The organism is Candidatus Abyssobacteria bacterium SURF_5 (assembly GCA_003598085.1).
Taxonomy (GTDB): domain Bacteria; phylum Abyssobacteria; class SURF-5; order SURF-5; family SURF-5; genus SURF-5.
This window is the reverse complement of record QZKU01000041.1, coordinates 1-13400: the sequence shown is the minus strand read 5'-3', so window position 1 is coordinate 13400 and position 13400 is coordinate 1. Positions and strand designations below refer to the sequence as shown.

The following is a 13400-nucleotide window of genomic DNA, read 5'->3' as shown; positions in this document are numbered from 1 at the left end:
TAACCTGATGATATGAGAACAGTAATGTTCTACAAAACTCGCGAAGGAAAATGTCCCATCGAGAAGTTTTTGGATTCCTTGCCAGCCAAGGCTGCCAGAAAGGTGACGTGGGTTCTTAAGCTTCTGGAGGATATGGAAAGGGTTCCATCGATATATTTCAAGAAGTTGCTCACAACTGAAGAAATATGGGAGTGCCGAATAACATTTGGCTCGAACACATATAGAATTCTCTGCTTTTTTGCTGACGATGCCACTGTTGTTTTGACTCATGGATTCATGAAGAAGAGTCGGGCGACCCCGATGTCTGAAATAAGGAAGGCCGAAATCATGAGGCGGGACTTCCTCGAAAGGAGAAAGAAATGAGCGATCTCAATAAATACGTCAAGAAAAGAAAAAAGAAAGAGAAAGAATTTGCCCAAGGCTATGAAGAGGGATACGAACAATTCAAAATAGGCGTGATCCTTCGCGAAGCTCGCCTCTCGGCGGGCTTGACCCAGGAGGAACTGGCTCGCAGGATTGGGACCAAGAAAACCGCAATTTCCCGGATTGAAAACCATGCGGAAGATGTGAAGCTGTCCACGCTGAAAAAGACAGCCTCGGCATTAGGAAAGAAGCTCGAAGTGAAAATTGCATAGGAATTTGAGCAATCTTTTTCCTAACATCAATTTTTGTTCTGGAATCTTCAAGAAAATGCGTGTGGCTCTTGGAGGCAAAATGGTAGTTGTCCGGAAACCTTCTATCCGCAGACAAGCGCCGGTACACACCTATTGCTGAGGCTCCCGAAGTCCCGCGTCCTCGCGGGATCATCCTGAGCCTTGCTTCTCAGTCACGCTTCAGCGTGATCGAAGGATCTCTCTTCATTTCCTCTCCCATCGGGAGAGGATAAAGGTGAGGGGGAAATGGGGGCGAAGTCAGCCCCGAGGACCCTCTTGCTCCCCCAACCTGATGCCGAAGCCTAAACCCCGCTTCTCGCGTCTGCGCAGTCAGCGGATAACCAAACCTTTTATCCTCTCTTTCCCCGTTGACTTACACTCCCCTTTTTGGTTTAATAGTAAGCCATCGGGGAAAAGGCAACCACTTTCATCAATAACCATGGCAAACTCATCGACTAATGTACTTCTCACTTTTACGGGATTTCATGACCCTTATTTTGAGGGGCTTGTACAGAAGGAAGAGCAGGCGGGGCCCATCCTTGCGCTTCTTTCAGTACGCTCTTTTGATGAAATTTATCTCTTTGAAACGCCGAATACACAAAAAGTTACACAAGTTACCAAAGAAGCTATTTTGGGTCTTTACCCGAAATCTCAAGTCGAGATTCTTGCTGTTGCTTTAGATGACCCGACTGATTATAAAACAATTCTAAAGGGATTAAGAAATCACATCCAACCGCTCTTGGAAAGGCATGAAGGGGCCAAGTTTCACATCGCAGTGACATCGGGAACTCCTCAGATGCACGCCAGTTGGCTATTGTTGGCCGCTGCCGGGGAAATCCCTGCGCATATTCTATATACTCGACCACCGCATTTTGTCACTAAAGACAAGCCTTTGGTTAGCGAAATCGATTTGGCGGCTCGGGAATTTCCAACAGTAAAATTTCTGCCTCAGCAAAACGCAACTTCAGGAAGTGAACTGGATGTTGAAGCCGTCATCGCTCAGTTAAATATAGTGGGAGATCATCCCTCAATACGTCGCGCGCTTGAAATTGCGGCCACTTCGGCCCCGTCTCAGGCGCCTTTTTTGATTTTGGGCGAAACCGGAACCGGGAAAGAATTGATAGCTCGTTTAATTCATCGCTTAAGCGGCCGGTCGAATCAAGAATTTGTAGCCGTCAATTGTGCTGCCATCCCGGAAAATCTAGTCGAAAGTATTCTCTTTGGCCATAAGAAGGGAGCATTCACAGGGGCGATATCCAATCAAATCGGAAAATTCGATAGTGCAGATGACGGAACTCTCTTCCTAGACGAAATCGGTGATCTGCCTCTTTCTGTCCAGGCCAAGCTTCTTCGTGTCCTGCAGGATGGAATGGTGGAACCATTAGGAAGAACAACGGCGCATAAAGTTGATGTTCGAATAATCGCAGCGACGAATTGCAATCTTCGAAAGCTCATAAAAGACAGCAAATTTCGTGAAGATCTCTTTTATCGTCTCTGTGTCGTTGAAATCAAGTTGCCACCCTTGCGGGAGCGGCGCAGCGACATACCTAAGCTTGCTCTAAACATGCTCGACAAATTAAATCGCTCAATCCGAAGAAATAAGAGATTCTCACCCGATGCGCTCGTTCGATTACAATCTCACAATTGGCCAGGTAACGTTCGTGATCTGGAAAACGTAATTGAGCGATCGATGCTTTTGTGCCCACGGGATGTGCTGAGGGCTGATGATCTGATAATCACCGACCCTATAACCTCAACTGATCCGTTAACTGCTCTTCCGGAACCGCATGAAGGGTTTTCGCTGGATGGTTTTTTGACAAGCGCCCGAAGGCAGCTTATACTGAAAGCTCTCGAAACGACCAACGGAAATCAGAGTAAAGCTTCCCGATTATTGGGAATAACCCCCCAGGCTGTGCACAAGTTTTTGCAGCAAGAGAAGCTTTGAGCTTCAACTTGAGTTGTACTTGTCTTCAACCTGGGTTAAAATAAACGACTGTGATTAAAGAAGGAGGCTTTCGATGTAACGCTTTGCGCAAAAAAAGCTTACATAGCCTGATTAAAGAATGGCACATTCGTTGCTCTACCTTCATTAGCAAAGATAGGTACTGGAAGGCAATCGGGAAGGAGCAATGAATGTCTATGTTCGTGGTGACTTCGGTAGTTGACGGCGACACATTTGATGTTTCTCCTCAATGGCGGTGGAATGGATCACAGGGCAATCGAGTTAGACCGACAGGTTATGATGCTCCAGAACTCCATGCCCCAGGCGGTCAGGCTGCCAAAGAAAAACTCGCAAGGTTGATTTTGGGAAAGCAGGTGGACCTGCGGGCAGCCTGCAGGATTGACCATGGCCGAATCGTCTGTGATGTCTATTTTCAGGGAAGGAACCTGGCCGATTATTTTTCCTGAATTTCAGTGGCAAAAGGAGTTTTGGTGAAGGATTTTTCGACTGAGGCGGACGCCAGAATTGTTATCGATGGCCTGCTGCGTCAGGCAGGATGGGACCCTGCTGACAAATCACAGGTACGAGCAGAAGTCCCAATCCGTAATCTACCTGAAACGGTGGCGGAAACTCCGGGAAATTTCGCACGAAACCAACCTCAAATAATGCCTGATAATGATGGTCCCGGTCGAGCGGACTATGTCCTGATGGACCAGCGCGGGCGTCCTCTCGCTGTTGTCGAGGCCAAGCGGTCGGCGGTAGAACCGTACACAGCCAAGAAAAAAACTCTGCCATACGCCAAGAGCATCAACGCACCTTTCATATTTCTCACCAATGGCGACTTGATCTATTTCTGGGATTACACAAATGATGACGCCCGGATCGTGAACTCCTTTTTTTCACGACGCGATCTCGAGCGGCTGGTTGAGATGCGCGAAACGCAAAAACCGCTGGCCACGGTCGAAATACCCGAATACTACCTTCGGCAGGGTGAACAGCGCAAGGTGCGGCCATATCAGCAAGAAGCGATGAAAGCGCTCGATCACGCTGTAGAACTGGGAAAGCACCGCTTTCTGATAGAGCTCCCCACCGGCACCGGCAAAACCGACCTTATTTGCCTCTACCTGAAGAGGCTTATTGAAGCTGGTCGCGCGGAAAGGGTTCTCTTTCTGGTGGATCGCGAGCAATTGGCCAAACAGGCTCTGGAGGCCATTCAGGATATATTGAACCAGTACGGCAGTTATTGGCTGCGCCCGGGTGTGATTCGGGAAGAAAAACAGATAACTGTATGTCTCCTGCAAACCATGATCAGCCGGTACACCGAATTCACAAGCGGTTACTTTGACGTTGTTATCGCCGACGAATGTCATCGGTCGATTTATGGTTCCTGGCAGACGGCCCTGACTCATTTTGATGCCCTGCATATCGGTTTAACTGCCACTCCTTCTGCATACATCGAACGGAATACGTTTCAGTTCTATCAATGTAAGGACAATCAGCCAGATTTTTCATTTCCCATTCAGGAAGCGCTTGAGAAGGAATATCTCGTTCCTTATAAATTTGCCACCGGCATAACGCTCATTCTTGCCGAAGGTGCTGAAGTGGATGACGAGTACTACGACCCTGCCGAATTCGAGCGGAAATGGACGAATGAAGATAGCAACCGGAAGATGATGCAGGAGTTCGACCGTCTCGCGTGGGAAAACTATAAGGACCTGGCGCCGGGTCAGGAGACTGGTCCCGGTAAAGCCATTGTCTTCGCGTTGACGAAACATCACGCGGCGCGCCTCGCCTATTACCTGAATGAACTCCATCCGGAGCATAAGGGACAATATGCTGAAGTCATAACAAGTGACGTCCCCAATGCCGACGACCTGATCCGTAAATTCAAAAGAGAGCCTTATCCACAAATAGCGGTCAGCGTAGGCATGCTGGATACCGGCTTCGATTGCCGGGAGGTCCTGCATCTTGTCCTCTGCCGGCGTGTCCGCAGCCCGATCCTCTATCAACAGATGCGCGGACGCGGAACACGAACTGCGCCTCATATCGGAAAACAGAAATTCGTCATTTACGATTTCTTCCGTAATCATGAATATTTCAATGACAGCGATGCCGACATATTCAGTGGAGCGGGCGGAGGTTATCGAACGAGTGGAGAACGGAAACCGCCTAGACCATTCAATAACCTTGTCGAATTGGGTCTGATGGACGAATGGCTGCACGCTGTCAAATATGTCGAGGTTGGCCCAAATGGCGAACGAATTGACAAAAATGATTACATTACCAATTGGGAGAAGACTGTCCGTTCCGCCGCCAAAGACGATCCAATCCTCAAGAAGGTGCGCTCCGGCAAGCAGCTTTCCGAAAATGAAGAGCAGACGCTGGCTGAAAACCTGAATAAGCCTGACATGTATTTCAATGAAGATAATCTGCGACGCGCGTATCGCAAACCGGGCGGTAATCTCCTCGACTTCATCCGAGCCGCATTGGGAAAAGCAAAAATCAAAAGCAGAGAACAGGAACTCACTGAAGATTTTCAGGCCTGGCTTGTGTCGAAGTCCTTGAGCCCACAGCAGGCGCAATATCTGTCGCTTCTGAAGAATCGCGGGATTGCGAGAGGGACTATTCAGGTGGATGACCTGTTTCAGCCGCCGCTATCTATTCTGAATGCGGCCCAACTCGGTGTCGAGCTGTTCGGCGAGCGCGGCCTGAAAGAAATTATAAATGAAATGAATGAAGCCGTCTTTCCGAAAAGAATCGCATAAGGAGTATGAATGAATCAGGATTTGCGCAGGAAGCTTGATCGCATCACGGACATTCTCTGGGCCGGTGGCGTGACAAACCCTGTAACCTACATAGAACAGATCTCATATCTCATCTACCTGAAACTGCTCGATGAAGAAGAATCGAGCAGGGAGCTCAAGATTCGGCTTACGGGAAATGAGAAGAACGGCAACAACACCCTGCTTTTCCCGAAACAGGCTGAGCGATATCGATGGATAAAATGGCGCTTCAAGAGCGGGCCTGACCTGCGAGATTTTGTTCGAGATGAGGTTTTTCCGTATATGGCCTCTTTGGTAAAAGAGGAACCACAAATCGCCGAATATTTTCGAGACGCGGTTCTTGAAATAACTGATCCAAACGTGCTGAAGCAGGTTGTAGATGAAATCGATTCGATCCAGTTCGCCAAATTAGGCGCCGACATCAAAGGCGACATCTTTGAATATCTCCTAACGCATCTTGGCCAGTCCGCGCTCAATGGCCAATTCCGCACTCCACGGCAGATACGCGCAATGATGGTTGAACTCCTGGACCCCGATCTTGGAGATACCATTTATGACCCTGCTTGTGGAACTGGCGGTTTCTTGATCGATTCGGTGGAATATATTTTGGCTAAATATTCAGCCGAGCCACAGGAAGTTCCTATATACGGTGAGGAGTGGCTAGAAAAGCGCGAGCAGGAGCTTGATGAAGCGAAGAAAGAAATACCTGCTTTGCAGACCTATCGCAAAGGGCGCGGTGAAAAGATTCTGGATTGGGGGCTCCTGGAACAGTCGATCTATGGCATGGATGTCTCCCGACAAATGATGCGAATCGCAGTGATGAATCTGGTACTGCACGGAATCCGCAAGGCAAATGTCAAACGCGCTAATAGCCTCTCTGATATGGGTGGGCTGAGCGAAGATGATCTCAATCGCCGTTACAAAATCATTCTCTCAAATCCTCCATTTGCCGGGACACTTCCCAAGGAATCCATACGAAAAGACCTTCCGACCAATTCAAAAAAGAGCGAGCTCCTCTTTCTGGGGATAATGATGGAAGCTCTTGCTCCCGGCGGGCAATGCGCAGTTGTGGTGCCCGAAGGACTGCTATTCGGTTCCACATCTGCTCACGTGGAACTGCGGCGAAAGCTGGTCGAAGATTATGATCTGCTTGCCGTGATATCACTGCCCGCGGGTGTATTCAAACCCTATGCCGGCGTGAAAACCGGAGTTCTTGTCTTCAGAAGACCTTCGATGAATACAAAGAAGAATAAGAAGACAAAAGAAAAAGAGAAAGTCTGGTTTTATGAAGTTCACGCGGATGGGTACGATCCGGACAAGATTCAAGGTGGCGGTCGTCCAGAGACTCCGGAAAGAAACGATATCCCCGATCTGCTTACTCAATGGAGAAACTACAAGAAGTCAGGTTTTAAAGAACCGCCAGGCGTTGAAGCGGGAACGATGTTGCCGTCTGAAAGCGTCGAACCCTCGTGTTGGTGGACAACTATCAGAACCGTCGTTGCCAACGATTATAATCTCGCCGCGGGACGTTACAAACCGCAGATTGCGGAGAAGGCTCCGGACGAGGACCCAAAGGAATTGATTAAAGATACTTTAGCTCTTGAGCGTGAGATTGCCCATGGCCTAGAGAAGCTCCTTCGTGAACTGGATAAAGTCGAATGAAATGGAATACTGTCAAGCTTGGGGATCTCTCCCTAGTCGGCCCGCAATACGGCGCCAATGCAAGAGCCATTTCCGCCTCAGGCAAGCGACCAAGGTACATTCGTATTACCGATATTGATTCGAAGGGAAGCCTCTTACCTAATGACAGTGTTGAGGCAGACATACTAGACGAATCTCAATTCCTCTTAAAAGACGGCGACCTGCTATTAGCCAGAAGTGGCAATACCGTTGGCAAATCGTACCGCTACACGTCAAAAGATGGCCCATGTATTTTCGCAGGTTACCTTATTCGGTTTAGAATCAATCCAAATTTAGCCGATTCAAGGTTCCTTTTCTATTTTACACAATCTTCCATTTATCAGTCCTGGGTCGTGAGCAAGCGTCGTGTCGCTGGACAGCCGAACATAAATGGAAAAGAATACTCGAGTCTTCCAATCCCGCTTCCACCCCTCTCAGAACAACGGCTTATCGTCGAAATACTCGACCAGGCGGACGCGTTGCGGAAGAAGCGTTCTGAGGCCGACGCCAAATCCATCCGAATTCTTCCCGCCCTCTTTTATAAGATGTTTGGCGATCCGGCAACAAATCCGAAAGGTTGGCCATTCAAACCCTTGGGTGAACTATCAATTGGTCATCCCCAGTATGGGGCCAATGCAAAGGCAATTAATTATGAAGAAGGCACCCCTCGCTATGTAAGAATAACTGATATTACTGATGACGGATTTCTGAGCGATGTCGATATTAAGACCCTAGATTCAGAGGATTGGGAACCTTATCGGTTGGAGGATGGCGATCTGCTTTTTGCCAGAAGTGGAGCAACCGTTGGCAAGTCATATCTTTATCATCCTGACGATGGTCCCTGTGCCTTCGCAGGCTACCTTATCAGATTTAAGCTTAACAAGTCCTTAATTCAACCTTGGGTCGTCTTTGCTCTTGCCCATACCCCATATTTCAGGTCCTGGGTAGCCGCAAGGCGGCGGACTGCCGCTCAACCGAACATCAATGGACAAGAATATGCATCTCTCAAATTGCCGCAACCTGATCCTAAGACTCAAAACAGATTTGTAGGTGCATTACAAGTTCTTCACAGCTCTTATTTCAAGAGAAAAAGAGCACGGAGAGAATTGGAAAACCTCTTTTCAGTTATGCTCAATAGTGCATTCAGGGGCGATTTAACAGCAAGTTGGCGCGAGTCCCATATAGAGGAACTACTTACCGAGATGAATGTACAGGCCAAGGAACTTGGTTGGGAAGAGAACCTATGAAGTTCTGTTACTTCGATGAAAGTGGCATGGGAGAAGAACCATACCTTGTTATGGCAGGGATCATTGTTGATGCGCATAGGATGCACGTAACGAAGGCAGAATGGGCCGACTTTTTGGCATATCTTTCTGGAGCAATCGGCAGGCGTGTGGAAGAATTTCATTCTCGTGACTTCTATCGTGGTAACGGGATCTGGCATGGAACAAACGGGGCACAGCGCGCAAAGGTAATCGAAACCATCCTTAAGTGGGTACAAGGACGCAAACATAAATGTCTGTTCAGCGGATTAGATAAAAAGAAATTCGATAAGATTCTCCCTAAAGACAATCGCCTCAAGCAGTGCAAATCGTTTTGGTGCGCTACTGCAATGCACTGTATACTTCAGCTTCAAAAACAACATCAGAAAGAATCTAAAAACAAAGGGCACAGCATCCTGATATTTGATCGGGAAGTAAAGGAAGAGAAAGATCTTGGTTTGCTTATTAACAATCCTCCGAGCTGGACAGAGACATACTATTCTCGCGACAAGAATCAAGAACCCTTGGATCAAATCGTTGATGTGCCATATTTCGCTGACTCAAAGCATATTCTTTTAGCTCAGGTCGCGGATTTGTTCGCCTACATACTGAGGACATCTGCCGAAATTGAGGACGGTCTTTCCGAAGAAAGATATAAAGGTGAGGGGAATAGGATGAAAATCTGGTCCAAAACTATATCAAAATTAGCATTACCTCGGTCCGGCCGCTATCCGGGAAAGGGAAGAACAAGAACTGAAGCTTGCCAACTATTTTGGGATTTAGCGCCACGATTCATAAGGGAGCTAAGATAGGAATATAGCTATGCTGACGCAGATTACAATCGGGAACTTTAAAGCTTTCGCTGAATCGCAGAATATTCCCCTTTGCCCCTTGACTCTAATTTACGGAGCGAACAGTTCCGGAAAGTCAAGTATTCTCCATAGCTTACTTCTCGCCCGACATGCAATCGAGACAGGCGAGCTTGATGTTCATCGAACGACTCTTGGAGGCGAGTCTGTCGACCTTGGAGGCTTCCGACAGTACATAAACCAAAGAAATGTCTCAAATAGAATGGAGTGGTCTCTTGATCTTGATGTTGCTTCTTTAACAGGCAGGATGGCCGAGCTTTTTGCTCCCGTTCAACTTTTGACAATTTCAGTCACTATAGGTATTGCTCTTGATGATGAAGGCAGAATACTTTCCGGTGCGCTGCCGAAAATGCATTCGTACGAGGTCTTGGGCGATAGCAAGAGCGTTTTGAGAATGAGCAGACGCCCAAGTGGAACATTTCGGCTTGACAGACTGGACCATAAACATCCTCTGTTCCGAGAAATAATAAGTGCTATTGTTGCGACCTCGACGACTACGGATTCACTTGCACCTTCCGATTATGAGGGAATGGATAACGCCGTTGCCGAAATAGTTCCCGCTATAGCCATTTCGATGGGCAGATTTCTTCCCGAAGGGATTGTGAAGGAGGAGGTCCAGAATTCCCAATCTCAGTTATCTTTCTTCCCTATAAGCAAAGGTTCCCGTAAGGAAGATTTAGCGGCGGCACTTTATTTTTTCATTCCTCGTGTAGTGGATGAGTTGTTAAAGGGATTGAGTCAAACAATCACAGAACGACTATCGCGATTTCAATATCTGGGGCCATTACGGTCATATCCGCCAAGGCATTTGGCATTTCTGCAAGATCATAATTCCAACTGGTTAGCTGGCGGTGGATATGCCTGGGAAGTTTTGAAAAGGGACCAGAAAGTTCGCGAAGAAGTGAATACCTGGCTCGGCTCAAGCGACCGGCTGCAAACCCCTTACACACTTCGAGTCATAAAATACGCTCATTTGAAAGAAGCTCTTGCGTTAATATTCCTTTCATTTGAAGAATATTATTCCGAGATATATGACAATTCGTTTATTGCTCGGGTATATAAGGACGGAAAATCGACTGACGAAGAAGACGAAGTAACCCTCCTGAAGCTCGTTTCCCCCGAGAAACTTTACGAAATTGCAACTAGGGGAATTAGTGAAGAAGGCCTATTTGAGAAGCTTGAAGAGTTGGTCATGGTAGATAAGAAAACGAATACTATGGTATCTCACCGGGACGTCGGAATCGGCATCAGTCAGGTTATTCCCGTTCTAGTCAGCGCGTATGCGTCAAAAAATAAATTCATTGCCATAGAACAACCGGAAATCCACCTTCACCCTGCTCTTCAAGCTGATCTTGGTGATGTCTTTATTCAATCTGCTCTTGGCGAAAATCAAAATCATTTTCTTATTGAAACTCACAGCGAACACCTTCTCTTGCGGATATTGAGGCGAATCAGGGAGACTGCGGAGGGCACTTTACCAAAAGATGTGGTTCCCATTAAGCCGGAGCATGTCTCTGTCCTGTACGTCGATTCCGGAAAGAAAGGAGCCGAGGTCATTCATATTCCCGTAAATGAAGAAGGCGAATTTGACAGACCTTGGCCTAAAGGATTTTTCGCAGAACGGGCTAAGGAGCTTTTCTAGATATGATATTTGAGTACGCAGTTGAACCAGCACTCCTTAATGCCTGGAAAGATCGTAACACTGCCAGCTATATCAAAGAACAATTTGGTCTGGGAAAAAATCGACTTGTTTCCAGATTTCCACGGCACTGGAAAAAGATGGCATATTCCTCCTGTACCGCCGGTGATGATATGGAGCAGAAGCGGGTAGAAGAATTAATTACTCGGCTCTCGGAGCATATGGTCATAAGGAAAGAATATGGTTGGAGATTAGGAGCGTCTTGGCGAGAGAATGCCGAAAATGAGCATCAAAGGGTCCCATTTCATGCCATTCTTGCCCAAGATAACCCAACCGCTAATCCTGCAGTTCTGGTGAATGATGACATCATCGATGCGACTCCACTTTGGAGAACTCAATCTGGAGGAATCGTCCGCCGAAAAGCGGCCGATATGGCAGGTGCTGTTCGTTCTATGCTTTGCTGCTGCAATACCGCTATATTTATCGACCCACATTTTATGCCCGACAACATAAGATATCGAACATCATTGCAGGCCTTTTTGTTTGAGCTCACCGCGCTACGGCCGAAGTCATTACCGACAAGAGTGGAGGTTCACACTAACGCTGAAAAATGCGAAATAGGCTTTTTTTGTGACACCTGTAATGAGAAACTTCCACAGATAATTCCGGCAGGTTTAAAAGTTGCCTTTATTCGGTGGAAAAGAAGACCAGACGGCCAAAAACTTCATAACAGATATATCTTAACAGACTTAGGCGGTGTAAAATTCCAGCACGGTTTGGACGAAGGCGATGATGGCGAAACGGATGACATTGATCTGCTCAATCGGGAGCAATATGAACTACGTTGGAACCAATACGCAGGTGATAAACCTGCCTTTGATCTCGAAAAAAGCCCCTTCGAGATAATAGGTCAATGGGTCCCGCCTAACTAGAGATATCGGGAGATGATCTTTAATAGAACTGGCCGCGCACCAAGTCGCCATCAAGCTTCAGCATTCGACTAAACTGCTACTTTGATGAAGGCAGTAGTTCATGAAAAGCGATATGGAGCTAGTTCTTAAGATTCTTCAGCAGCTCGAAGAAAGGAAGGAGTTCTCTGTCATTGAGCAAATGCAGGTTACTTCATATGATGACAGTGTTGTGGCTTACCATCTCTGCCGTATGTATAAGCTGGACTGATTGATGCTGAACCTCTTCTCTCTTCATCGTCAAAGCATCGAGCGATTTGTGTTTATCCATTTGGACTAACATCGAAGGGCCATGAATTTCTTGACCCGATGTGCGATGATACGGTGGTCAGAAAAGTCCGCCAGAAGCTTGGAAACACGCTCAGCCAGGTCCCATTTGTTCTCATTCAGGAATTGGCATTGGCGATAGGTCGATCTCAACTTGGACTCTAAGCTCTTTTTGTTTTGTACAGATCGGGAATCATCCAATGATGGATATAATGCCTGAGGCAGAGGTAAGCCTTCGTCTGGCGTTCTGGCTGATCAAAAAACGGCTAGTCCGGCAAAAAATAGACGTTGCTATTGACGGCGCACAGGTCTATACAAACAAAACGGTGCACTTCAACCTTCCTGCTTTTTTGAAAGATGCTGGCTGGACGACTGAGCAACCAGCCAAATGGCAGGGAGTTTATCGAACTCCGGATACACCGGTTATTATCAATGTTCATTCACGTCCGGGTCAAGGAGATCTTGTTGCTAATTTAATTTCCGGAAAGAACTTGCGGGTTGAGTGCAAGAAAGGGCCATTATCCAGAAAATCCAGTTCACCGGAATACCGGCTGATTCGTGAGGCTCTTGGACAACTTCTAACTATGAAAGAAGTGGGCGAAAAAGATATTCTTGCGGTAGCTGTCCCTCATAGTCAGAAATTCGCGGAACTCGCATCACGGTGGCGGGAAGCACCGCTGCTAAAGCAATTCAGAATCCGCATCCTAACCGTAGACGGCACTGGTAATGTTGAAGGCTTTGCTCTGACATGAACCGGCAAAGCATTTTATTCTGCACATCCTGCAAACGCCGCTTTGGAGAAGATAGGACATCATGAATGATTCCTTGCATGTAGTGAATTCGAGTCGAATCTTTACACTTGATTTCTATAACGCAATGCGTTATCTGAACGAGGAAGAGGGAGGAACTTGGGAGCACCGTTAACTAAACTGTTTTTCCAATCCGCGCTGATCCGCGCGATCCCTCGTGGAATTGCTATCTGCTTCTGCCTCCTGCCTTCATTCCGGTTCCTCGCCTGTAGACTGTGGTCTGCTTTTCTAATTCGTGAAAATCCGTGAAAATCCGTGGTTCCCATCATCTTCCGTCTTTAATGACATCTTTTTAACAACTATGTCGTTGACCGGAACTCGCCAGTATGGTTCAATGACATTGTCGACACCAGAAAGTTTCGCCGGTCTGGATAAGGCTGGCGGCCTGGCTGGTCGGCAAACGAACGAGGCCACGTTCTACGAACCAACAAAGGAGCTGTAGCAAAAAAACGATCGACGCGGAACCTCGCGACCGGTCACGGGGAAGTCCAATCCGAAATGTACGCGACAGAATATCACCCGGAACCG

General features: G+C 47.3%; 10 protein-coding genes. All 10 read left to right on the top strand.

Annotation, left to right across the window (positions count from 1 at the left end):
* The first annotated feature begins 12 nt into the window (after nucleotides 1-12).
* The 10 genes from C4520_04855 (at nucleotide 13) to C4520_04810 (ending at nucleotide 12815) form a co-directional block, all read left to right on the top strand.
* Nucleotides 13-363 carry a type II toxin-antitoxin system RelE/ParE family toxin gene (locus tag C4520_04855; protein ID RJP24027.1) on the top strand — a complete coding sequence of 117 codons (351 nt, stop codon included), beginning with the start codon at nucleotides 13-15 and terminating at the stop codon, nucleotides 361-363.
* Nucleotides 360-635: an XRE family transcriptional regulator gene (locus C4520_04850; protein RJP24026.1), complete on the top strand. Its 276-nt coding sequence runs from the start codon at nucleotides 360-362 to the stop codon at nucleotides 633-635. Before C4520_04855 ends, C4520_04850 begins: the two co-directional genes overlap by 4 nt.
* 310 nt (nucleotides 636-945) lie before the next feature.
* Complete coding sequence (locus C4520_04845; GenBank protein RJP24025.1) at nucleotides 946-2598, top strand: AAA family ATPase; 1653 nt, start codon at nucleotides 946-948, stop codon at nucleotides 2596-2598.
* A gap of 488 nt (nucleotides 2599-3086) precedes the next feature.
* Nucleotides 3087-5360 carry a DEAD/DEAH box helicase gene (locus tag C4520_04840; GenBank protein ID RJP24075.1) on the top strand — a complete coding sequence of 758 codons (2274 nt, stop codon included), beginning with the start codon at nucleotides 3087-3089 and terminating at the stop codon, nucleotides 5358-5360.
* Between the two features lie 9 nt (nucleotides 5361-5369).
* Nucleotides 5370-7040 carry an SAM-dependent DNA methyltransferase gene (locus tag C4520_04835; protein ID RJP24024.1) on the top strand — a complete coding sequence of 557 codons (1671 nt, stop codon included), beginning with the start codon at nucleotides 5370-5372 and terminating at the stop codon, nucleotides 7038-7040.
* A complete protein-coding gene (locus C4520_04830) occupies nucleotides 7037-8305 on the top strand; it encodes a hypothetical protein (protein RJP24023.1) in 1269 nt (422 codons plus the stop codon). The genes C4520_04835 and C4520_04830 overlap by 4 nt, the downstream gene beginning before the upstream one ends.
* Complete coding sequence (locus C4520_04825; GenBank protein ID RJP24022.1) at nucleotides 8302-9132, top strand: DUF3800 domain-containing protein; 831 nt, start codon at nucleotides 8302-8304, stop codon at nucleotides 9130-9132. The genes C4520_04830 and C4520_04825 overlap by 4 nt, the downstream gene beginning before the upstream one ends.
* Before the next feature lie 10 nt (nucleotides 9133-9142).
* Nucleotides 9143-10831, top strand: a complete 1689-nt coding sequence (locus C4520_04820; GenBank protein RJP24021.1) for a DUF3696 domain-containing protein — start codon at nucleotides 9143-9145, stop codon at nucleotides 10829-10831.
* A 2-nt stretch (nucleotides 10832-10833) separates the two neighbouring features.
* On the top strand, nucleotides 10834-11760 hold the full coding sequence (locus C4520_04815) for a hypothetical protein (protein RJP24020.1): 927 nt from the start codon (nucleotides 10834-10836) through the stop codon (nucleotides 11758-11760).
* Between the two features lie 503 nt (nucleotides 11761-12263).
* The gene (locus C4520_04810) at nucleotides 12264-12815 is read left to right on the top strand and encodes a hypothetical protein (GenBank protein RJP24019.1); all 552 of its coding nucleotides are present in this window, start codon (nucleotides 12264-12266) and stop codon (nucleotides 12813-12815) included.
* The last annotated feature ends 585 nt before the right edge of the window (nucleotides 12816-13400 follow it).

Coding starts and splice junctions, on each gene's coding strand:
- C4520_04855 (RJP24027.1), top strand. CDS start 13: ATGAGAACAGTAATGTTCTACAAAACTCGCGAAGGAAAATGTCCCATC.
- C4520_04850 (RJP24026.1), top strand. CDS start 360: ATGAGCGATCTCAATAAATACGTCAAGAAAAGAAAAAAGAAAGAGAAA.
- C4520_04845 (RJP24025.1), top strand. CDS start 946: ATGCCGAAGCCTAAACCCCGCTTCTCGCGTCTGCGCAGTCAGCGGATA.
- C4520_04835 (RJP24024.1), top strand. CDS start 5,370: ATGAATCAGGATTTGCGCAGGAAGCTTGATCGCATCACGGACATTCTC.
- C4520_04830 (RJP24023.1), top strand. CDS start 7,037: ATGAAATGGAATACTGTCAAGCTTGGGGATCTCTCCCTAGTCGGCCCG.
- C4520_04825 (RJP24022.1), top strand. CDS start 8,302: ATGAAGTTCTGTTACTTCGATGAAAGTGGCATGGGAGAAGAACCATAC.
- C4520_04820 (RJP24021.1), top strand. CDS start 9,143: ATGCTGACGCAGATTACAATCGGGAACTTTAAAGCTTTCGCTGAATCG.
- C4520_04815 (RJP24020.1), top strand. CDS start 10,834: ATGATATTTGAGTACGCAGTTGAACCAGCACTCCTTAATGCCTGGAAA.
- C4520_04810 (RJP24019.1), top strand. CDS start 12,264: ATGATGGATATAATGCCTGAGGCAGAGGTAAGCCTTCGTCTGGCGTTC.